This is a genomic window from Acinetobacter sp. P1332 (genome assembly GCF_044057475.1).
GTDB classification, from domain to species: domain Bacteria; phylum Pseudomonadota; class Gammaproteobacteria; order Pseudomonadales; family Moraxellaceae; genus Acinetobacter; species Acinetobacter johnsonii.
Genome location: NZ_CP171157.1, coordinates 1,501,652 through 1,521,271, shown reverse-complemented (window position 1 = coordinate 1,521,271; position 19,620 = coordinate 1,501,652). Strand labels below are relative to the sequence as shown.

Sequence of the window (19,620 nt, the reverse complement as noted above, 5' to 3'; positions counted from 1 at the left end):
AGATGACCTAAGTTCTATTATGCAAAATGAGCCACATCCATGGCATTTAAACGATCTAAATCTTCTTGTGTATCCACACCTGGTGGTAAGTTCGCTTCTGCGATATCAATGGCAATACGATGTCCATTTTCCAAAACACGCAGTTGCTCTAAGCTTTCGAGCTTTTCAAGTGTACCCATATCCCATGTCACATACTCTTGGAGCAATTTCACGCGGTAAGCATACAAGCCCAAATGACGGAAGGCTTGGTTATGCAACGTTTGTTGCACTTGCTTTGCAGCATCACGGTCATATGGAATAGTGGCGCGACTAAAGTAAAGTGCTTGTTTGTAATTCGACATCACCACTTTAACAATACTGTCGCGTTTAAATTCATCTAACTGCTGAATTGGTTCGCACAAGGTCGACATTGAACAATCGACTTGTGACTCTAAAAGTTGCGCGACTTGCTTGACCAAAGCCGCCGGCAATAAAGGCTCATCACCTTGAACATTGACAATGATATCTTCACTGGCCCAACCCTTAATTTTCGCCACCTCACTTAGGCGGTCTGTTCCCGAAGGATGGTCCGCTGAGGTCAACACTACATCCACGCCTTCAGCCATGCAAAGATCATAAATTCGCTGATCATCCGTTGCGACGCAGAGATCATCAAAACCTTCCACTTTCTTCGCCTGATCAACGACCCGTAAAATCATTTCACGGCCATGAATTTTAAGGAGTGGTTTTCCAGATAAACGTGTGCTTGCGAAACGCGCAGGAATAACAATATGCTTCATAAAAGACCTTAAGAAATTTCAATACCTACAGCGGCGAGCTGTTGATGTAAGGTGTCATAACACGCCGTCGATAACACTGCATCGACAGGAACAACCCAAATATCACGGGCAAAACTAGGGTTTTGTTTTAGCAGCGCTAAAATTTTCACTGCATCTTTTTCAGTGGTAATAATGGGATTGGCATCATCAAAGACCAAATCCTCTAACTCATATTCATAATGATCAGCAAACTCATGACACTGGAACTGCTGCACTCCCATACGCTCTAAAGTACGATAAAAGCGTTGCGGAAAACCTATCCCCACGACCGCATAAAAATCATCTTGCGGATTGAAAGCTTTTGCCTCAGTACTATTCAACAAGTAAGGCTCTGCAACTTCTAAGTGCATGTGCATACTACGTGTAGGATGATCTGCATGTTCAATCACTATGCCTTGATCCAGTCTAGACTTTGGCTCTCGTAAATAACCTTCGGGCAATAACTTTTCATTGCCTAGTCCACGATTATTATCTAGGACAATCCATTCAATTTGGCGATTCAATGCCCAATGCTGAAGCCCATCATCGCTAATGATCAAATCAATGGGATAGTGAGATAAAAGCAGTTCAATACTTTCTTGGCGATTTGGACCCACTGCCATCGGTACATCAGTGGATTGCACGATGAGAGTTGGCTCATCACCTACATTTTCAGGCAATGAGTTGAGATCCACCATAGTCGGAAATGGGCCTTTGGCACCATAACCACGACTGATCACACCCACTCGAATATTCTTACTTTGCAGATAACTCACCAAGTGAATGAGCAGAGGGGTTTTACCACTCCCACCCACAGTAATATTACCAATCACCATGACAGGTACAGGAGCCGTATAGGCTTTTTTAATATTGCACCGATACAACTTACAATTTAGAAGAAAACCACCTCGATATAACCAAGACAGCGGACGAAGCACAATTAACCACTTTGCCTGTGAGTTCCAAGCATTCTGAATAAACTGCGCACCTGACATGACTTAGTTTTCCTCAAAATTACGCTGATGTAGCTGATAGTAAGCACCCTGCTTTGCAATAAGTTCAGCGTGTGTACCTTGCTCTACTATACGCCCTTTATCCATCACCACAATACGGTCCGCATTCTCAATAGTGGATAAACGATGCGCAATTACAATTGTGGTCCGATCTCGCATTGCAGCGTCGAAGGCACGCTGAATAAAGTACTCTGATTCATTATCAAGCGCGCTGGTGGCTTCATCTAATATCAGTACAGGCGCATTTTTCAAAATCGCACGAGCAATGGCTATACGTTGGCGTTGACCGCCCGATAAATTGAGACCTTGTGCACCCAACTTGGTATTGTAGCCTTGTGGTAAAGCCATAATGAAGTCATGTGCATAAGCTGCTTTTGCCGCTGCAATCACCTCTTCATCCGAGGCATTTTCAAGCTGACCATACGCAATATTGTCACGTACAGTGCGATTAAATAAAACCACTTGCTGATTAACCATTGCCACTTGAGTACGCAAGCTATTGATTTCAATATTATGAATATCAACACCATCAAAGAGAATTTGGCCAGAGGTCGTATCTTGAAAACGCACCAGTAAATTCACTAAAGATGTTTTACCAGCACCAGAACGCCCTACTAAAGCGACTGTTTCACCTTCTTTTACACTCAGATTAAAATCATGCAATGCGTGATGGCCATCGGTATAAACCAGATTCACATGTTTAAAGTCAATATTACCTTTCAGTACAGGAGTTAAAGCCCCAGTATTTTTTTCTTCTGGTAAATCTAAAATTTCAAAAACTGAATGTGCTGCAGCCATACCCCGTTGAATCTTTTCATTCACGTCAGTCAACGCTTTAATTGGCTTACTCAACATACCCGCTGCAGTAATGTAAGCCACAAATTGACCTGCACTCGTATCCTGTAAAATCTCTGGGCGTAGTGCGATCCACATGACGATGCTCAAAGCAATGGACATGATTAATTGGACAACAGGACTGTTCAGCTGCTGCACAACCACCATTTTCAGGCCACGACGTAAATTCTCTAAAGATGTATCTCTAAAGCGTTGTTGTTCATAAGCCTGTCCACCAAAACCTTTTACCACCAAGTGACCATTGACCGTCTCTTGTACCACGTGATTGACATCACCCATGGTATCTTGGACTTGAATAGAAAGCTTACGCATGCGCTTTGCCGCTTTACGGATAAGTAAACCAATCAACGGTGCAAAAATCAAAATACACAAGGTCAGACGCCAATTGCTATAAATCAGGTACCCCAACAGTGCAATGGTGATTAGACCTTGTTGAACAATAGTTTTTAATGATTCTGAAGATGCAGCGGTAAGCTGCTCCACATTAAACATGATCTTCGCAGTGATATGACCACTGTTATTATCCAGATAATACTGTGCAGGAAGACGCAATAATTTTGCAAAAACTTCTTGGCGAATATTAAAGACCAGGTTTCTAGAAATGACAGCCGTAAAATACCCCCCCATGAACAAACCCAGCCCACGGAAAAACATTACCACAACAACCAAAATTGGGAACAAGGTTGTAAAACCTTGATCACGGTGTTGAATAGCTTCAATAATTTTTTCAAGTAATTTAGCAACAGAAACCTCTGTCGCGGCATTTATAGCAAAACCGACCACCACAAGAATTGCTACGCCCCAATAAGGTTTTAAATAGCTCAGTAGACGTAGATAAACTTTAAAATCGTGTTTCACTAATAACCTCGAGAAGGCACTTTGGTACTAATATTGATATTTACAAATCCCAACTGACCGGCCACATCCATCACACGGATCACATCCTGATGGGTTGCTTTTGCATCCGCAGCAATCACAAACATTAGATCACGACGGTCATTGGAAATCTGTTTAATTGCGGTATTTAATTCTGAAACATCTTTCGATGCGATAGACTGACCATTAATTGAATAATGCCCTGTGGAATCTACCACCACTTCGATTTTATGATCAAATGTTTTCGGCGGAACCCCTTGCGCATCAGGCAAGGTTAAATTCATACGACTAAATTGATTGAATGTAGTGGTCAGCAATAAAAACACCAAAATAAATAATAAGCAATCAATCATTGGTGTAAGGTTAATATGAACATCTTCAACTTGCGAGCGTTTGAATTTCATACTTCACCTTAGCTCGCTTGTTTCACAACAACATCATCGTGGTTTTCAAGCACAGTTTCTGTTTTCTTATAAAATAAAGCCGCATGAAACAAAGTCGATTGCTGCTCTAATTCAGCAACGTACTCTTGAACCAAACGCTGAAAATAACGATAAGCAAATAATGCAGGAATCGCAATGAACATTCCTGCTGCAGTTGTAATCAGTGCTTTAGAAATCCCTGGAATCATCAGTGTTGGATTACTACTATTCCCAATATCAATCATTAAAAATGACTCGATAATACCTAATACAGTCCCCAACAATCCTAAAAGAGGCGCGACAGCGCTCAATGTTCCTAAAAAATTGATATTTTTTTCAAGATAACCAATTTCTTGAGAAGCTGTTGCTTCCATCTGCGCACGTGCAAACTGTTCACCTTGTGCCTTACTTTGGTAACCAGCTTCCAAAATACGACCCAATGTCGTTGCCTGTAAATCCTGATTTTGTTTAAGTTTAGGCAAAACCATTTGTACGCTTTGCGCTGGGTTTAATAGCAAATCTTTCGGTAAAATAGCGGATTTCTTTAAGCGAATAAAACGCTCTAAGCTAATCGCAACAGTAAAGATCGAACAGAGTACAAGGGGCAGCATAAGCCACCCACCTGCTTTTACCAATTCCCACATAACACTTCCCCAAGTATTTAAAATAGAAAATAAAATTATTCAGCTAAGCAAATATTCAAAATACCATCCAACTCATCTAGTGAATGATAATGAATCGTGAGCTTGCCTTTCCCTTGTTTATTATGATCAATTTTGACATTTGCACTAAAACGATCTGTTAAGCGCTGTGTCAATTGTTGAAGATCTGGTGCAATTTCCGTTTTCGATTTTTCTTGTTTCGGCGCATTGAGATCACGAACATATTGTTCAGTTTGGCGAACGGATAAACTTTTCTCTATCACCAATTCTGCGACTTTCAGTTGATCTTTCCCTTTCAAAGTCAAAATGGCACGAGCATGTCCCATATCCAATAACCCCTGCTGCATAAAGTCTTTAACTTGCTCAGCTAGACTTAATAAACGCAGCAAATTACTGACTGTGGTACGCGCTTTACCTACCGTATCCGCAATTTCTTGATGACTTAAACCAAACTCTTCATGAAAACGTTGTAATGCCATCGCTTGATCAATCGGATTAAGGTCTTGACGTTGGATGTTCTCAATCAACGCCAGTGCAATTGCAACTTGGTCTGTTAAATCACGAACAATGGCTGGGACTTGCGTTAAGCCAGCAAGTTGAGCCGCACGCCAGCGACGCTCACCCGCAATAATTTCATAGGGATGCTTTTCATTATCAATTGGACGAATCACAATCGGCTGCATCACACCATGTTTTTCAATCGATGCTGCTAACTCTTGTAAGTCTTGCTCATTAATAAAACGACGTGGCTGATATTCACCACGCTGCAATAAATGCACATCAATTTGTTTTAGCTGACCGTGATCAAGAGCTTGTGCTTCAAGTTGTAATTTCTCTTTTTGAATGGAACCGAGTAAGGCATCTAAACCACGACCTTTTGCTAGTCCACGTTTCTTAACGGTCATGCGTTACTTCCTTTTTTCACTTTGCTTTTCTTAATCATTTCAGCTGCTAAATGTAAATAAGCAACTGCGCCCTTCGAGCTTTTTTCAAAATAAATCACAGGCAAACCATGCGCAGGTGCTTCAGCTAGACGCACATTACGTGGAATGACCGTGTCATAGAGTTTTTTGCCAAAGTATTGTTCTAATTCTTCAGACACGTCACGTGTCAGTGCATTACGTGCATCATACATGGTGCGCAGAACACCAATAATTTTTAACTCAGGATTCAATGCTTGTTGAATGCGATCAATGGTCTGTGTTAAATCTGCCAAGCCTTCCAAAGCATAGTATTCACACTGCATTGGAATCATCACGCCATCCACCGCTGCCAGTGCATTAACTGTGATCAAGCTTAAGCTGGGCGCACAGTCCACAATGATGTAGTCATATGTTTGTTCAATTTCTTGCAACGCATCACGCAGAATAAACTCACGCCCTTCTTGCTCAGCAATCGCAAGTTCAACGCCTGCCAAATCACGGTTTGCACCCAAGACCTTATAACCCACTTCCGCCTTGGTAATCGCAGTCTCTATAGGCACTTCACCCAGTAAAACATCGGTCACTGAATACAGTAGGTCATTTTTTTGAATGCCTGAACCCATGGTCGCATTGCCTTGCGAGTCCATATCAACCAATAAAACCCGCTTTTTAAGTACTGCTAAAGATGCAGCCAAATTTACTGCGGTTGTGGTTTTACCTACACCACCTTTTTGGTTAGCAATCGCAATAATTTGTGCCATGACCCGCCCAATCCTTTGAATTTTTTTAGATACGTTTTAATAAAAGTAAGTGTCGTTGTTCGTCCAAACGTGGAACTTTTAACGCAATAATGTCACAACTAAATTCGTTTTTGAACGCTTCAACTTCGTCATGCGGAACCAAACCTTTCATAGACGCAATGATGCTGTCTGGGTGCATATAAGGCTTCGATGCATTGATAAAATCGGTTAAAGAGGCAAATGCACGACTGGTAATCACATCAAACTGACCCAAATCATGGATGCTATCTTCATTTTCAACACGCGTTTGAACTGCAATTACATTGGTTAATTTTAAGTCTGCAATAAACTGCTTTAAAAAACGAATTTTTTTGCCATTGGAATCAAGCAAAACACATTGGCGCTCAGGTTGGCATAGAGCAATAATCATGCCCGGCATACCACCGCCTGTACCAATATCCAGCAAACGACCTTTCGGCAAATCTTTTAAAATACTTAAACTATCTAATAAATGCTTCACCAGCATTTCTTTAGGATCGCGAATCGCTGTTAAATTGTAAGCTTTGTTCCACAGCACAAGTGCGTCTTGATACTTCAGCAATAAATTTAATGCTTCTTCACTCAAATCTAAGCCAAGCTTTTGACTACCTTGCTTTAAGTCTTGAAAAAATGGATGCATAAAGAAGACATCTCAATAAAATTAAACTGAAGTATACCGATTTCTCAGCCGTGGAACAGTAGCTAACGCTTAGTGATTATGCACTTAAACGTACATACCTTGACGAATCTGTAGATCTAGATCACTTAATCGCTCAGGTGTGCCAACATCCACCCATGCGGCTTGCATTTTCTCGGCAGAAATTTTTCCAGCAGACATCGCTTCTTTTAGCAATGGAGCCAACGGACGCTTACCTGCTTCCAATCCCTTAAACATCTGTGGATGTATAACTGCAACACCACTATAAGTCAGTGCTTCGCCTGACTGCTCTTGTTCAAAGGTATAAGCACGCCCTTGATTTAAGATAAAGTCGCCTTTGGGATGTTGTGTCGGGTTGGGTACAAATACGAGATGCGCAAAATCGGCGTCCAATTGCACATCAAGTAAAGATGCAAAATCAAAAGTGGTCCAAACATCGCCATTCACTAAAATAAACGGTTCTGTCCCCAACAGTGGTAGAGCATTGATAATACCACCCGCTGTTTCAAGCCCCTCTTCTTCACGCGTCCAACGAATAGTCACTCCAAACTGCGAACCATCGCCAAGTGCACCAATCAAGACATCGGCCAACCATGCAGAATTGATCACAATTTCTGTGACCCCAATTTGCTTGAGTTTTTCAATATGCCAAACGATCAGTGGTTTGCCACCAACTTCAAGCAGAGGTTTCGGTTTATATAATGTTAAAGGACGCATACGGTTTCCAAGCCCCGCGGCCAAAATCATTGCTTTCATGCTGCAACAACCTCATATTTGCCATATTTTGCTTCAAATTTCGGCATCACTTTATCGCAAATAAATTGCATGAAAGGTTGTAATTCTGCATAAGGTTTGCTTTCTTCGAGTAAATACCACATCACACGTGGTAAATCTTTCAGATAACCTGATTTTCCATCACGTTCAAATAAACGCACAAAAATACCTAAAATCTTAATATGCCGTTGTATGGCCATCATGTCAGCATCTTGCTTAAACTGTTCAAAATCACGCCCTTCTTTGGCAGAAGCTGGCAATAGGTCATAAAACACTTTAAACCAATGATAAACGCGCTCAGGATTCCATTGCACATACGCATCACGTGTAATTGAGATCAGATCATAAGTATCGGCACCAATCACAGCATCCTGAAAGTCAATTACGCCTTGCTCTTGCTCATCTACCAAAAGCATGAGATTACGACTATGGAAATCACGATGTACAATCACTTGAGGCTGAGCCAAAGCAGCATTGGCTAAAATTGCAAATGTACGTTTAATCAGCGCAGACTCATCATCAGAAGGTTGAATCTGTAAACTTGGCAATAACCAATCTGTCAACAACGACATTTCGGTCATTAACTTCTCATAAGAATAAGCTGGGAAATGACCTTCACCATCAATAGATTGCAATTGAATCAACTGTTTAAAACTTTGCTCATAATGTGCATCGACAGTCTTGTCATCGAGCTGTGTAGACAGTAGCACATCACCAAAATCTTCAAGCAATAAGAAGCCTTGCTCCAAATCTTTCGCCACAATATGTGGTACACGAACACCGTTCGTATCAAAAAATTCATCAATCGTCACAAAAGGCACACAATCTTCTTTTTCTGGTGGTGCATCCATCAGCATAAATGTTTTATTATTCAACTTGATTCGTGCATAACGACGGAAACTTGCATCGCCTGCTAAAAAGTTAATTTCAAATTGATCTGAACCAAGTACAGATGAAATCCATGTTTGTATCAATTGTTCACGTTGTGTATTCATTTGCGATAAATTCTAATACAGGCTGAGTTTTTAAAGTGCTAAGTGTAGCCACTTATCAACTTTTTCTCTATGATGCGACAATAATTAATTGCGTTTTAAGCATACTTGGTAAATGAGACACATGAAGCATCAGTTTAAATTTAATCCTTTAGCGACTGCGATATTTACCCTTCTTTGTGGTAGCTCAATCACAAGCTATGCTGCAACACCAACCACGTCTATTTCAGACGAACAACAATCGCTAAAACAAGCACTACAAGAAAGCTATCCTGGGCAAAAGTTTTTTGAACAATACTATGTCGATAAGTCATCTCCTGAAGCTCAACAGCGCCAAGGTCGTTACTTAAGCTCCGCGTATTGCCAAGGCACATGGTTAACCCCTGTAAGCCCTGAAACCAAAGCTGCTGACGCAGCCAATGCGACATCCACCATTACAGCGGACTATGGTCACTACAACCCACAAGGTGACTCTGTTCTTGAAGGTAATGTTCTGATTGATCAAGAAGGTCGTCAAATTCGTGCCGATAAAATCACCATTGACCAGACTCAGACTTTTGCCAATGCTGAAGGACGCGTGCAAATGGCGCAAAGTGGTTTATTAGCGCAAAGCGACCAAATCAATTACAACCTAAAAACTCAACAAGGCGATCTGAAAAACAGTTTCTATATTTCAGAAGAACAACATGCGCATGGGCGGGCTGAACAAATCCTACGTGAGTCACAAACGACCACCACGCTAAAAAATGCAACTTATAGCACCTGCCCACCAGAGCAATCGCCAACATGGAAAATCCAAGCAGACGAAATTAAGTTAAATCAAGAAACTGGCCGTGGTGAAACACGCGGCACAAAACTTTATGTTAAAGATGTACCCGTTCTCGCAGTTCCTTATTTCAACTTCCCGATTGATGACCGTCGTACTACCGGTATTTTGACACCAAGTTTTGGCTTCACCAATGATGGTGGTGTCGAGCTTGCAGTACCTGTTTATCTCAACTTAGCACCTAACTACGACGCGACTGCTACGCCACGCTATATCAGCGACCGCGGCCCAATGTTTGAGGGTGAGTTCCGCTATCTAACCGAAAACTTTGGTTCAGGTCAAATTTGGGGGGGTTACTTAGCTTCTGACCGAAAATATGACGATGAAGACCGTAAAGATTTGCACTTTTTACATAACTGGCAAATCAATGAACAGTTCTCAACCAACCTTGAATATAACTATGCTTCAGACAAAGACTACTTTACTGACTTAAGCAATAACCCAAACACCAAGACAGACTTAAACCTGCGTCGTGCTTGGGAGTTAAACTATAAAAATGGAATTCCTGGTCTAAAAGCCCAACTGAAAGTTGAAGACTTCCAAACACTAGACGAAACTACACCCTACGTTGACCGTCCGTATGCACGTTTACCACAGTTCTTACTCAACTATAAAGCAGGCAACGCTCTCGGTTTAGAGTACGAGTTCAACAACGATACGGCTTACTTTAAAAAGGACTTTGGGGCTATCGACGGTGATACCAACGATAGCTTTGAACCAAGCGGCACCCGTGTCTATAATGACTTTTCTGTACGCTACAACTACCGTACACCGTGGGCTTTCGCCATTCCTGAAGTATCTATTCGTAATGTGAACACATTCTACGATCAAGACACCATCAATGAGTTTGACAACACCAACCGCTCATCGAACGACAAATCTTATGTCGTGCCACAGGTGACTTTTGATGCAGGTTTAACCTTTGAAAAAGAAGGCACTTTCTTACAGACGTTAAGTCCACGTATGTTCTATGCCTATGCACCCTATAAAAATCAAGATGACGCACCAAACTTTGACTCTGCAACAGCATCGATCAACTATGATCAGTTGTTTAGTGCAAATCGCTTCTATGGCCATGACCGTCTAGAAGACAATAACTTCTTGTCACTGGGCTTAAGTTATAGCTTATTTGATACTGTGGGTTTAGAACGCTTAAAAGCCAGTGTGGGCCAAAGCTATTATTTCGAAGACCGCCGCGTAACGCTTGACCAAACAGCAGATGTCTTTGACAGAGAAAATCACTCTGGGCCGATTGTCAGCGTATCTAGCCAGCTCTCGCAAAACTTTACCCTCGGTGCAAACTCAGCATGGATGGCGAATGGCGATAATGCGCAACGCGACTTACAACTTTACTTTACGGGTGATAAAGGCAACCTCTATAACGTTGGCTATTTCTATCGTAAAGAAATTGCAGATCGTCAAGAACATTACGACCAAGTGGTTGCATCTTTTGTACAACCTATCCATAACAACTGGCGTATTATGGGCCACGCTCAATATGACTTAGACAACAATGTCGCTCGTGAATACCTCCTTGGTGTCAATTACGAGTCTTGCTGTTGGGGGATCTCCGTTTATGGTCGTGAGTACTATAACGACTTGGATGACGTCAATGCTGCAGGTGTAGAACCTAAACGTGCAATTATGGCCGAAATTACGCTTAAAGGCTTAGGCGGACTCAACAGTAAACTTTCATCATTACTAGAAAATCGTATTCTAGGCTTTAACAATATTAATCAGACTTGGACAGACCGTTAATGAAGACAAAACAGTTCAAACAATTTTTTAAAGCGAGTGCTTTGGCTTTAGCTCTCGCAACCGCTATTCCAACTTTTGTACATGCGTCGGATGAAGTTGTTGCTGTTGTCGATAACAGTGTCATTTTGAAGAGTGACTTAGAAGCAAGCATGGCTGAGCTCAAACATCAACTTGAGAGCCAAAAGAAACAAGTCCCACCAGAGCAATATTTGGCACAACAAGCATTAGAGCAACTGATTATTCGTCAGACTCAGCTTGAACAAGTGAAGCGTTACAACATTCAACCTGATGAAAAAAGCTTGAATGAAGCGGTTTTAAATGTTGCAAAACAATCTGGTAGCACAAGCCTAGAAGCATTCCAACAAAAGCTCGATAAAATGGCACCGGGAACCTATGCTTCTTTGCGTAGTCGCGTTGCTGAAGATTTAGCAATCAATCGTTTGCGCCAACAAATCGTTACCTCCCGTATCCAAATTTCAGACCAAGATGTTAAAAACTTCTTAAATACCCCACAAGGTCAAGCAGCACTTGGCAATCAAGTACATGTGCTACATGTGCGTGTTTCAGGTGACAATGCTGACGCTGTGGCGAAGCAAGTCAAAACTGTTCTAGCAAACAACAATGACGTCGCTGCAATTGCTAAAAAGCTCAGTACTGCTGGCACCAAAGTTGAAGGTGCAGATATGGGCTTTAGAGCACTTTCTGACATCCCTAGCGAGCTTGCAGCACGTGTGAGTCCACTCCAAGTGGGACAAACCACAGATTTAATTACAGTACGAGATGGTGTACATCTTTTAAAACTAGTTGAACGTAAAGGTGCTGAGCAAAAAGCGATTGTGCCTCAATACAAAGCACGCCATATTTTGATCCAACCCTCTGAAGTGGTTAGCCCTGAAAATGCTAAACAAATGATCGAAAGCCTGTATAACCGCGTTCAAAAAGGTGAAGACTTTGCAGTCTTAGCTTCAACCTACTCTAATGACACAGGTTCAGCACGTGATGGCGGGAGTTTGGGTTGGGTCAGCCCAGGTGTGATGGTTCCTCAGTTTGAAGAAACCATGAAAAATACACCGGTAGGTCAAACTAGTAAACCTTTCCAAACCCAATTTGGCTGGCATATTCTTCAAGTGACTGAAACACGTCAACAAGACATGACTGCTGAATACCAAGAGCGTATGGCACGTCAAATTTTAGGTGAGCGTCAATTTGATGCAGAGCTTGATAGCTGGTTACGTGAAACCCGTAACAGAGCTTATGTTGAAATTAAAGATCCGAACTTAGACCGTAAGAACAACAAGTCATAAGTTTGGATACATAGAAAGACCAGCATTTATGCTGGTTTTTTATTTTCCACTTGGATGAAAACTAAAAATTAGGTATAAAAAAAGCCTCTCATGTGAGAGGCTTTTTTAAACAATCAATTAACGATTATTTTCGTCATCTTGAGTGTCTTCAAATTTTGATTCGCCATCAAAACCAGTCGATTGACCACCGAAGCCACCTTGACCACCGAAGCCACCTTGACCACCGAAGCCACCTTGACTACCAAAGCCACCACCTTGACCACCAAAGCCACCTTGACCACCGAAGCCACCTTGTTGACCGCCAAAGCCGCCTTGTTGACCGCCAAAGCCGCCTTGTTGACCGCCGAAGCCGCCTTGTTGACCGCCGAAGCCACCTTGTTGACCGCCAAAGCCGCCTTGTTGACCAGCGCCAGCAGGTGCACCAGCAGGACGCGGGTTACGTGCAGGAACAACTGTAGAAATTGCATGCTTGTAAACCATTTGGCTTACTGTATTTTTTAATAAAACAACATATTGGTCGAAAGATTCAATATGACCTTGTAACTTAATACCGTTTACAAGGAAGATAGAGACTGGAATACGTTCTTTACGGAGAGAATTTAAGAACGGATCTTGCAAAGTTTGACCTTTAGACATGTTATAACTCCAAAAAAATTTAAAAATCAGCGCAAAAAACTATCTTTATTTTTCAATTAAAAATTATAAAAAAGATAGTAGCTAAATTTTGCTTTATCCGTAGCAGTTTCGCAAGTCTTCTTGTGCCTGCGTGATAGTACAATACGTTGTAAATTTATGTGCCTCTTGCAAAGATCTTAACCAAGTGTATTGACGTTTGGCAAGTTGTCGTGTCGCAAAAAGTGCTTTATCCTCCATTTTACGTTGTTTTTCGACAGTTTTATCTCCTTTCTGTAAAAATTCGAGTGCTTGTCGATACCCAACTGAGCGCATAGAGGGTAAATTTTCATCTAAATCGTATTTTTTCATAAGTGCTTCCACTTCATTTAAAAATCCGATGTCCCACATAATTTTCAATCGTTGTGCAATTCTTTGGTGCAATTCGGCACGGTCTGGCATCAAAGCATAATTATGAAAATTATAGCGATAAGGCACGTTTTTAGGTTGTTCAGCTTGAAGTTTAGTAATAGGCTGCCCTGTCAATTTGTAAACTTCTAAAGCGCGAATAATCCGTTGTTTATCACTCACTTTAAATTTTTCGCCCGCCAGTGGATCCACACTGCATAATTCAGCATAGACCGCAGACCAACCCTCACTCTCACCTTTTGCTTCTATTTCAGCACGAACAGCATAGTCTGCGCTCGGTAAATTGCTTGAAAGACCTTCTAAAAGTGCCTTGAAATAGAGCATAGTCCCACCCACCAAAATCGGAGTTTTACCTCGCGCATGCATGTCATCAATTAAACCACATGCATCTTCAACAAAGTTTGCAGCCGAATAGACTTCTAATGGGCTAATAATATCGATAAGGTGATGTGGATATTGCAGCAACTCTTCTTTAGTCGGCTTTGCTGTACCAATATCCATATCCTTAAAAACCAATGCTGAATCTACAGATATCAGTTCAAAATTTCCTTGCTCATAGAGCTGACATGCCAAAGCAGTTTTACCACTTGCAGTTGGCCCCATTAAATTGATGACCGGCAATTGAGTTGACATGTAAAACTACTCTCCTCGAGCAAAAAGCTTATCTAGTTGAGCCAATGGAAACGCACGCCAAGTTGGGCGACCATGGTTACATTGGCTGGCAAATTCAGTTTGTTCCATTTGACGAAGCAAAGCATTCATTTCAGAAAGACCCAAAATGCGATGGGCGCGAACAGCACCATGACAGGCCATACCCGCTAGAATTTGATCACGCTTTTGCAGTAAGCCCTGCGCTTCATCATTTGGATCTAAATCGTTCAGTAATTCAGGTACCAGCGCCTCAAAATTGGCTTTATGTAAAATCGCAGGCACACCACGAACAATGACCTGCTCATCGCCATATTGATCAATTTCAAGACCTAAACGCGCCAATTGATCTTTGAGCTCTTCCACTCGTATCGCTTGCATTCGCGTGATATTAATCACTTTGGGAATAAGTAACTGCTGAGAAGTCCAAAACTCTGGTTTATCCCACGCTGACTTCATTTGCTGTAGCAAAATACGCTCATGCGCTGCATGCATATCAACAATAATCAGCCCTTCTGTATTTTGAGCCAGCACATAAATACCATGCAATTGTGCAATGGCAATTCCCAACGGATGCTCATCGACTTTAGTGCTTTGCACTGTAAAATCAGCCAAAGACTGAGCTTGATCAACAGCAGATGAAGCATCACGCAGAGGTGCTAAATAGCTTTGCAAGGCATTATTGAGCTGTTGTGAGCCCTGATAGCGTGAAGGTTGCGCCGAATAATGGACACCTTGTGGTTGATTTGAACTAAAGTCAGTGAGCACATCCGATGGGGCTTGCTCACCAGTTTGTGCAGACTCAACACGACGATGCAACTGCAAAGGCTCTTGATAACGAGGCTGCACAGACATCGAAGCTTGATTCTCTGCAATCTTCATTGCATCAGATAAATCTGCGGTTGCCGTTTGAAACTGCGATAAAGTCTCTTTGGCATAGTGACGTACAAATTCATGTACTTCACGTTGATTCAAAAAGCGAATTTCATGTTTGGTCGGATGTACATTGACATCAATATTTTCAGGGTCTACTTCCAGAAAAAGCAAATAACCCGCATGCTGATGTCCATGCAAAATACCATCATAAGCCATACGCAGCGCATGAGAGATGGTTTTATCTTTAACAATTCGACCATTCACATAAACATACTGTAAGTCAGCCTGAGCCCGCGCATCCGAGGGATGTCCCAACCAACCTGTTAAACGCATGTTGATGCTATCTGCATCCATCCAATAAGCATTTTCAGTAAATGCACGCCCTAGCAACTGCTGTACGCGCTGAAAACGTAGCTCACCACTATCTGCAATCGGCAAATTCAATTTGATGCTTTGATTATGTTCAAGCACAAAACGAATATCGAAATGCGTCAGCGCTAAACGTCGGACGATTTCCTCAATATGACCAAACTCTGTGCCAGGTTTTTTGAGGAATTTTCGACGTGCAGGCACATTAAAAAATAAATCTTGTACCCGAATATGCGTACCTTTAGGCGCAGCTACAGCCTGAATCTCTTGACGATCAAATGCAGTTCCATTGACTTCAACTTGATAGCCAATTCCATCATCCACCTGACTACTGGTCAAGGTTAAACGCGAAACCGCTGCAATAGAAGCCAAAGCCTCTCCACGAAAGCCTAAACTGACAATTGCATGTAAATCTTCAGCGGTTTGGATTTTACTGGTCGCATGTCGCATCACCGCCAAAGGGAGATCTTCAGCGTGAATCCCTCGACCATTGTCCATGATTTCAATTAAAGTACTGCCGCCTTGCTCTACCCGAATAATCAGCTCTGTCGCACCTGCATCAATCGAGTTTTCAAGTAACTCTTTGACCACAGACGCTGGACGCTCAATGACTTCACCTGCTGCAATTTGGTTGGCTAAAGCAGGATTCAAAGTATGAATACGGCGTATCTTTAAATCATCATGCATTGTTTAATTGGCTCTCTAAAGCTTGTAATAATGCTACTGAATGGAAACTTAAGGTAGCAGACCGTGTCAGTTCATCTTCAGATTTTTGAATATCAATAATTATGTCTGCCTGAGGGATTTCATTGCCCCCTTTAGACGGCCATTCAAACAAAAACAATGCATTGGGCGTTTCCAAATAGTCACGAATGCCCATTAGCTCCAGTTCATACGGATCGTTTAAACGATACAAGTCAAAATGAAAAATATCACGCTCTTGAACTTGGTACGGTTCAACCAAGGTATAGGTTGGGCTTTTCACGGAACCTTGATGACCTAAATACTGTAAATAATGGCGTGTTAGCGTAGTTTTGCCCGCACCCAAATCCCCAATTAAATACACCACACCCGTCGTAAAATGCTGTGCCAAAATTTGTGCTAAATTTTGGGTATCTTGTTCATTATTGAGCGTTAAATTAAATGAATACTGCATAATACTCACGACAAGTGACAAAAGAACAATTATGATAGCACTGGACTCACAAAATGCCCAAGCCACAAGCTTGAAATCTCGTATTTAACTGCACCAACCGATTAGATATTGCCTGCACATCATGTTCACCATAAAACCTGCTGAATTTTGCCCTCCCATGCTCAATGGCGTGAGCGCAAGTAAAGTGTTTCTGCCTAAATTAAAGCCAGCACCACACACCGTATTGGCTTATTTATCTGACCAATTTCCGCATATTGAAGCAACTGAGTGGCAGCAACGTTTTCATGATGGTTTGGTCTATGACGCTGTAGGTAATGTACTCCATACAGATTCGGCATATCTTGAAAATCAGCATGTGTTTTATTACCGCTTTTTAGCGCACGAAATTGAAGTGCCATCTCAGCATGAGATTTTATTTGAAAATGATCATTTCTTAGTGGTGGATAAGCCGCACTTTTTGACCATCAGTCCAACGGGGCAATATGTTCAACAAACCCTATTGGTGCGCCTGAAAAAACAAACAGGCATTGAGCATTTAACGCCCATCCACCGCCTTGACCGTGAAACCGCTGGCTTAGTGATGTTTTCCAAATGCATTCACAGTCGAGGGATGTATCAGCAAATGTTTGCAGAGCGACAGGTTCAAAAAACCTATCATGCGATTGCACCTTTTAACCGCGAACTCAAATTTCCACGCATAGTAAAACTACATATGCAAAAAGGTGAACCGTTCTACACCATGCAAGTCCTAGACGAAGCACCGAACAGTGAAACTGAGATCTTGCTTTTAGAACATGATGAAACATGGGCAAAATATGAGCTTAAACCCGAGACAGGGAAGCAACATCAACTCCGTGTACACCTCAACTTCTTAGGTCTTCCGATTAAAAATGATCCGTTCTATCCTAAAGTTGTACATAAAGCCGACTATGATTTTAGTCAGCCTTTACAGCTATTAGCTAAGCATCTTTCATTTAAAGATCCAGTAACTCAACAGCTTATGCAGTTTAGCTCCAATTCTGAATTGACATTGTAATCTGCTTGTCATTACAAAATAATTTAAAATTCCATTGTATGAATATTGAAATTACAATGGAATTGATTAAAATAACTTCTACCCTTAAGTCGTTCAAATTATTTAAAAAATCATGAGAAAAACAGAAGTCTATCAAATTCGACTCGATTCCCAAGAAAAGAAACAAGCTTTTGCAGTGTTTAAACAACTGGGAATTACGCCTGCGCAAGCCGTTCGTTTGTTCTTCAGACAAGTGGTTTTAACCAAATCCATCCCATTCTCAATTGAAAACCAGAACATCAATCTTGAACAGCTGATTAAGCTACGTAAGCTCAAGCAAGAACAAAAAGCGGTTGATCACATCACCAGCGCAGACTCAACTGCAACCAATGATTTATTTGCAGACGATGAACATAGTGATCTTTTTGAAGAATTAGCGGCAATCTTGGGAGAAAGTGACAAAACTTAACAGTGTTGCATTTCTAAACAAATTTTAGAAATATCCCTTTCAAAACTTAGGTATGCTTCATGTAAATATTATAAATACAGCATGGAGTAATACATGATCGTTAGACGTGCCACTTTAGAAGACTTAGAAAAACTTGCTGTATTATTTGATGAATATCGCCAATTTTATGGTGCATCTTCCAACTTAGCGCTTTCCCAAAAGTTCCTTAAACTTCGCCTTGAAAACGAACAAAGCGTCATCTTCATTCATGTCAAAGACGATGTGATTACAGGTTTTGTGCTGCTGTATTTAGGCTTTTCTTCTGTGGCCTGTGCAACTTATTATATTTTAGATGATGTTTATGTTTCTCCACCGCATCGTCGCCATGGCTCAGCAAAACAATTGATTGATACCGCGATTTTGTTTGCGCGACACGAAAAAGCCATTCGTATTACGCTTGAAACGCAAAAAAATAATTATCAATCCCACAGCTTATATGAAGCAATGGGCTTTGTAGCGGATAATGAATTTAAGACCTATCATTGCTTTCTATAGCATTCAGCGTCTAAAGACCTTCACTCTCAAGATCATTGCGTGTCTTGGCTAAAGCCACTTGTTCTGCATTTAAATAGATCCAATGCCCTTCGACTAAATCTGGTATCCCCGTTAAGTCGAGCGCTCCAATTTGCTGACGATGCAAGCTCTCAACTTTATTTCCCACTGCCGCAAGCATACGTTTCACTTGATGATATACCCCTTGATGCACGGTCATTTGCAGTTCGCATTCAGCTAAGCGTTTTACATCCGTTGCAGCAAAGCTCCCTTTTTCATTTCGCAGCTCCACCCCTTGCTCCAACTGTTGGACCTGTTCATCTGTAACAGGGTCGGCAGTTTTCATCCGATACACTTTTGCCACATGCTTTTTAGGATGTGTCAATGCTTGTAAAAACTGACCATCGTCGGTGAGTAACAATAAACCTGTGGTGTCTTGATCTAGACGACCTACACACTGAATGCCACGATTCAAGAGCACATCTTCAAACAAATCAAAAACACTAAAATGATGTGTCGCCTGATGTGAGCATTCATAGCCTTGAGGTTTATTTAAGGCGATATAGACTTTTTCGCGGTATTCAAAGCTCTTGCCATGTACCTTGTAGTTCAAAGCATCCAATTTGAGTTTATATTTAGGGTCAGTAATGATCTGCCCATCAATTTCAATGGCTGCATTTTTAATCAACTGTTGGCAATGCTTTCGCGAACCAAATCCTTGCGACTGCAACATTTTTTCCAACAGCATCAGCACACCACATTTTTAAATAAAGGCTCATTTTATACTGAAATACAGGAACATCAATCAAAGTACTTGGATCATTCGGCAAAGTGGCTAAAAAAACGTTACAATGCACATGTTTTTTTGACCAGTCT

The 19,620-nt window shown here is 41.5% G+C and carries 20 protein-coding genes; 5 read left to right on the top strand and 15 right to left on the bottom strand.

Going from position 1 to position 19,620, the window contains the following annotated elements; translation table 11 throughout:
• Positions 1 to 17: 17 nt before the first annotated feature.
• The 10 genes from kdsB to ACFN7Z_RS07420 all read right to left on the bottom strand — a co-directional run bounded on the left by kdsB (position 18) and on the right by ACFN7Z_RS07420 (position 8,754).
• Positions 18 to 779 carry a 3-deoxy-manno-octulosonate cytidylyltransferase gene (gene kdsB / locus ACFN7Z_RS07465; protein ID WP_130235075.1) on the bottom strand — a complete coding sequence of 254 codons (762 nt, stop codon included), beginning with the start codon at positions 777 to 779 and terminating at the stop codon, positions 18 to 20.
• An 8-nt stretch (positions 780 to 787) separates the two neighbouring features.
• Entirely contained in the window at positions 788 to 1,792 is a 1,005-nt protein-coding gene (gene lpxK / locus ACFN7Z_RS07460; protein ID WP_130235076.1) for a tetraacyldisaccharide 4'-kinase, read from the bottom strand.
• 3 nt (positions 1,793 to 1,795) lie between these two features.
• Positions 1,796 to 3,523, bottom strand: coding sequence for a lipid A export permease/ATP-binding protein MsbA (gene msbA / locus ACFN7Z_RS07455; protein WP_010326858.1), 1,728 nt, complete (start codon positions 3,521 to 3,523; stop codon positions 1,796 to 1,798).
• The gene (locus ACFN7Z_RS07450) at positions 3,523 to 3,945 is read right to left on the bottom strand and encodes a biopolymer transporter ExbD (RefSeq protein ID WP_004696832.1); all 423 of its coding nucleotides are present in this window, start codon (positions 3,943 to 3,945) and stop codon (positions 3,523 to 3,525) included. Before ACFN7Z_RS07450 ends, msbA begins: the two co-directional genes overlap by 1 nt.
• A gap of 8 nt (positions 3,946 to 3,953) precedes the next feature.
• A complete protein-coding gene (locus ACFN7Z_RS07445) occupies positions 3,954 to 4,607 on the bottom strand; it encodes a MotA/TolQ/ExbB proton channel family protein (protein ID WP_005401149.1) in 654 nt (217 codons plus the stop codon).
• Between the two features lie 35 nt (positions 4,608 to 4,642).
• Complete coding sequence (locus tag ACFN7Z_RS07440) at positions 4,643 to 5,530, bottom strand: ParB/RepB/Spo0J family partition protein (RefSeq protein WP_004696828.1); 888 nt, start codon at positions 5,528 to 5,530, stop codon at positions 4,643 to 4,645.
• Positions 5,527 to 6,309 (bottom strand): ParA family protein, encoded by a 783-nt coding sequence (locus ACFN7Z_RS07435; RefSeq protein ID WP_005401148.1) that lies wholly within the window; start codon positions 6,307 to 6,309, stop codon positions 5,527 to 5,529. The genes ACFN7Z_RS07440 and ACFN7Z_RS07435 overlap by 4 nt, the downstream gene beginning before the upstream one ends.
• 25 nt (positions 6,310 to 6,334) lie before the next feature.
• Positions 6,335 to 6,967 (bottom strand): 16S rRNA (guanine(527)-N(7))-methyltransferase RsmG, encoded by a 633-nt coding sequence (gene rsmG / locus ACFN7Z_RS07430; RefSeq protein WP_004696825.1) that lies wholly within the window; start codon positions 6,965 to 6,967, stop codon positions 6,335 to 6,337.
• An 84-nt stretch (positions 6,968 to 7,051) separates the two neighbouring features.
• Positions 7,052 to 7,741: an N-acetylmuramate alpha-1-phosphate uridylyltransferase MurU gene (gene murU, locus ACFN7Z_RS07425; protein ID WP_010326860.1), complete on the bottom strand. Its 690-nt coding sequence runs from the start codon at positions 7,739 to 7,741 to the stop codon at positions 7,052 to 7,054.
• A complete protein-coding gene (locus tag ACFN7Z_RS07420; protein WP_010326861.1) occupies positions 7,738 to 8,754 on the bottom strand; it encodes an aminoglycoside phosphotransferase family protein in 1,017 nt (338 codons plus the stop codon). Before ACFN7Z_RS07420 ends, murU begins: the two co-directional genes overlap by 4 nt.
• 121 nt (positions 8,755 to 8,875) lie before the next feature.
• Between ACFN7Z_RS07420 and ACFN7Z_RS07415 the strand changes: the two genes are divergently transcribed.
• Both ACFN7Z_RS07415 and ACFN7Z_RS07410 read left to right on the top strand, forming a co-directional pair.
• Positions 8,876 to 11,335, top strand: coding sequence for an LPS-assembly protein LptD (locus ACFN7Z_RS07415; RefSeq protein WP_010326862.1), 2,460 nt, complete (start codon positions 8,876 to 8,878; stop codon positions 11,333 to 11,335).
• Positions 11,335 to 12,639 (top strand): peptidylprolyl isomerase, encoded by a 1,305-nt coding sequence (locus tag ACFN7Z_RS07410; RefSeq protein WP_010326863.1) that lies wholly within the window; start codon positions 11,335 to 11,337, stop codon positions 12,637 to 12,639. Before ACFN7Z_RS07415 ends, ACFN7Z_RS07410 begins: the two co-directional genes overlap by 1 nt.
• 117 nt (positions 12,640 to 12,756) lie before the next feature.
• Here ACFN7Z_RS07410 and hfq read toward each other — a convergent pair whose 3' ends face one another.
• From hfq to tsaE, 4 genes are all read right to left on the bottom strand, one after another.
• Entirely contained in the window at positions 12,757 to 13,275 is a 519-nt protein-coding gene (hfq, locus tag ACFN7Z_RS07405; RefSeq protein WP_063454285.1) for an RNA chaperone Hfq, read from the bottom strand.
• A gap of 93 nt (positions 13,276 to 13,368) precedes the next feature.
• Positions 13,369 to 14,313 (bottom strand): tRNA (adenosine(37)-N6)-dimethylallyltransferase MiaA, encoded by a 945-nt coding sequence (gene miaA, locus ACFN7Z_RS07400; RefSeq protein WP_010326865.1) that lies wholly within the window; start codon positions 14,311 to 14,313, stop codon positions 13,369 to 13,371.
• A gap of 6 nt (positions 14,314 to 14,319) precedes the next feature.
• Positions 14,320 to 16,260 carry a DNA mismatch repair endonuclease MutL gene (gene mutL, locus ACFN7Z_RS07395; protein WP_010326866.1) on the bottom strand — a complete coding sequence of 647 codons (1,941 nt, stop codon included), beginning with the start codon at positions 16,258 to 16,260 and terminating at the stop codon, positions 14,320 to 14,322.
• The gene (tsaE, locus tag ACFN7Z_RS07390) at positions 16,253 to 16,729 is read right to left on the bottom strand and encodes a tRNA (adenosine(37)-N6)-threonylcarbamoyltransferase complex ATPase subunit type 1 TsaE (protein WP_010326867.1); all 477 of its coding nucleotides are present in this window, start codon (positions 16,727 to 16,729) and stop codon (positions 16,253 to 16,255) included. Before tsaE ends, mutL begins: the two co-directional genes overlap by 8 nt.
• A gap of 121 nt (positions 16,730 to 16,850) precedes the next feature.
• Here tsaE and ACFN7Z_RS07385 point away from each other — a divergent pair, with 121 nt between their 5' ends.
• From ACFN7Z_RS07385 to ACFN7Z_RS07375, 3 genes are all read left to right on the top strand, one after another.
• On the top strand, positions 16,851 to 17,765 hold the full coding sequence (locus tag ACFN7Z_RS07385) for a pseudouridine synthase (RefSeq protein ID WP_005401139.1): 915 nt from the start codon (positions 16,851 to 16,853) through the stop codon (positions 17,763 to 17,765).
• 112 nt (positions 17,766 to 17,877) lie between these two features.
• Entirely contained in the window at positions 17,878 to 18,213 is a 336-nt protein-coding gene (locus ACFN7Z_RS07380) for a type II toxin-antitoxin system RelB/DinJ family antitoxin (protein ID WP_005401138.1), read from the top strand.
• 93 nt (positions 18,214 to 18,306) lie between these two features.
• A complete protein-coding gene (locus tag ACFN7Z_RS07375; RefSeq protein WP_004696801.1) occupies positions 18,307 to 18,747 on the top strand; it encodes a GNAT family N-acetyltransferase in 441 nt (146 codons plus the stop codon).
• 10 nt (positions 18,748 to 18,757) lie between these two features.
• Here ACFN7Z_RS07375 and ACFN7Z_RS07370 read toward each other — a convergent pair whose 3' ends face one another.
• On the bottom strand, positions 18,758 to 19,492 hold the full coding sequence (locus ACFN7Z_RS07370; RefSeq protein WP_395442659.1) for a pseudouridine synthase: 735 nt from the start codon (positions 19,490 to 19,492) through the stop codon (positions 18,758 to 18,760).
• Positions 19,493 to 19,620 lie beyond the last annotated feature (128 nt).

Excerpts from the sequence above, each read along its gene's own strand:
- kdsB (WP_130235075.1), bottom strand. The coding sequence starts at position 779 with ATGAAGCATATTGTTATTCCTGCGCGTTTCGCAAGCACACGTTTATCT.
- lpxK (WP_130235076.1), bottom strand. The coding sequence starts at position 1,792 with ATGTCAGGTGCGCAGTTTATTCAGAATGCTTGGAACTCACAGGCAAAG.
- ACFN7Z_RS07450 (WP_004696832.1), bottom strand. The coding sequence starts at position 3,945 with ATGAAATTCAAACGCTCGCAAGTTGAAGATGTTCATATTAACCTTACA.
- ACFN7Z_RS07445 (WP_005401149.1), bottom strand. The coding sequence starts at position 4,607 with ATGTGGGAATTGGTAAAAGCAGGTGGGTGGCTTATGCTGCCCCTTGTA.
- ACFN7Z_RS07440 (WP_004696828.1), bottom strand. The coding sequence starts at position 5,530 with ATGACCGTTAAGAAACGTGGACTAGCAAAAGGTCGTGGTTTAGATGCC.
- ACFN7Z_RS07435 (WP_005401148.1), bottom strand. The coding sequence starts at position 6,309 with ATGGCACAAATTATTGCGATTGCTAACCAAAAAGGTGGTGTAGGTAAA.
- rsmG (WP_004696825.1), bottom strand. The coding sequence starts at position 6,967 with ATGCATCCATTTTTTCAAGACTTAAAGCAAGGTAGTCAAAAGCTTGGC.
- murU (WP_010326860.1), bottom strand. The coding sequence starts at position 7,741 with ATGAAAGCAATGATTTTGGCCGCGGGGCTTGGAAACCGTATGCGTCCT.
- ACFN7Z_RS07420 (WP_010326861.1), bottom strand. The coding sequence starts at position 8,754 with ATGAATACACAACGTGAACAATTGATACAAACATGGATTTCATCTGTA.
- ACFN7Z_RS07415 (WP_010326862.1), top strand. The coding sequence starts at position 8,876 with ATGAAGCATCAGTTTAAATTTAATCCTTTAGCGACTGCGATATTTACC.
- ACFN7Z_RS07410 (WP_010326863.1), top strand. The coding sequence starts at position 11,335 with ATGAAGACAAAACAGTTCAAACAATTTTTTAAAGCGAGTGCTTTGGCT.
- hfq (WP_063454285.1), bottom strand. The coding sequence starts at position 13,275 with ATGTCTAAAGGTCAAACTTTGCAAGATCCGTTCTTAAATTCTCTCCGT.
- miaA (WP_010326865.1), bottom strand. The coding sequence starts at position 14,313 with ATGTCAACTCAATTGCCGGTCATCAATTTAATGGGGCCAACTGCAAGT.
- mutL (WP_010326866.1), bottom strand. The coding sequence starts at position 16,260 with ATGCATGATGATTTAAAGATACGCCGTATTCATACTTTGAATCCTGCT.
- tsaE (WP_010326867.1), bottom strand. The coding sequence starts at position 16,729 with ATGCAGTATTCATTTAATTTAACGCTCAATAATGAACAAGATACCCAA.
- ACFN7Z_RS07385 (WP_005401139.1), top strand. The coding sequence starts at position 16,851 with ATGTTCACCATAAAACCTGCTGAATTTTGCCCTCCCATGCTCAATGGC.
- ACFN7Z_RS07380 (WP_005401138.1), top strand. The coding sequence starts at position 17,878 with ATGAGAAAAACAGAAGTCTATCAAATTCGACTCGATTCCCAAGAAAAG.
- ACFN7Z_RS07375 (WP_004696801.1), top strand. The coding sequence starts at position 18,307 with ATGATCGTTAGACGTGCCACTTTAGAAGACTTAGAAAAACTTGCTGTA.
- ACFN7Z_RS07370 (WP_395442659.1), bottom strand. The coding sequence starts at position 19,492 with ATGCTGTTGGAAAAAATGTTGCAGTCGCAAGGATTTGGTTCGCGAAAG.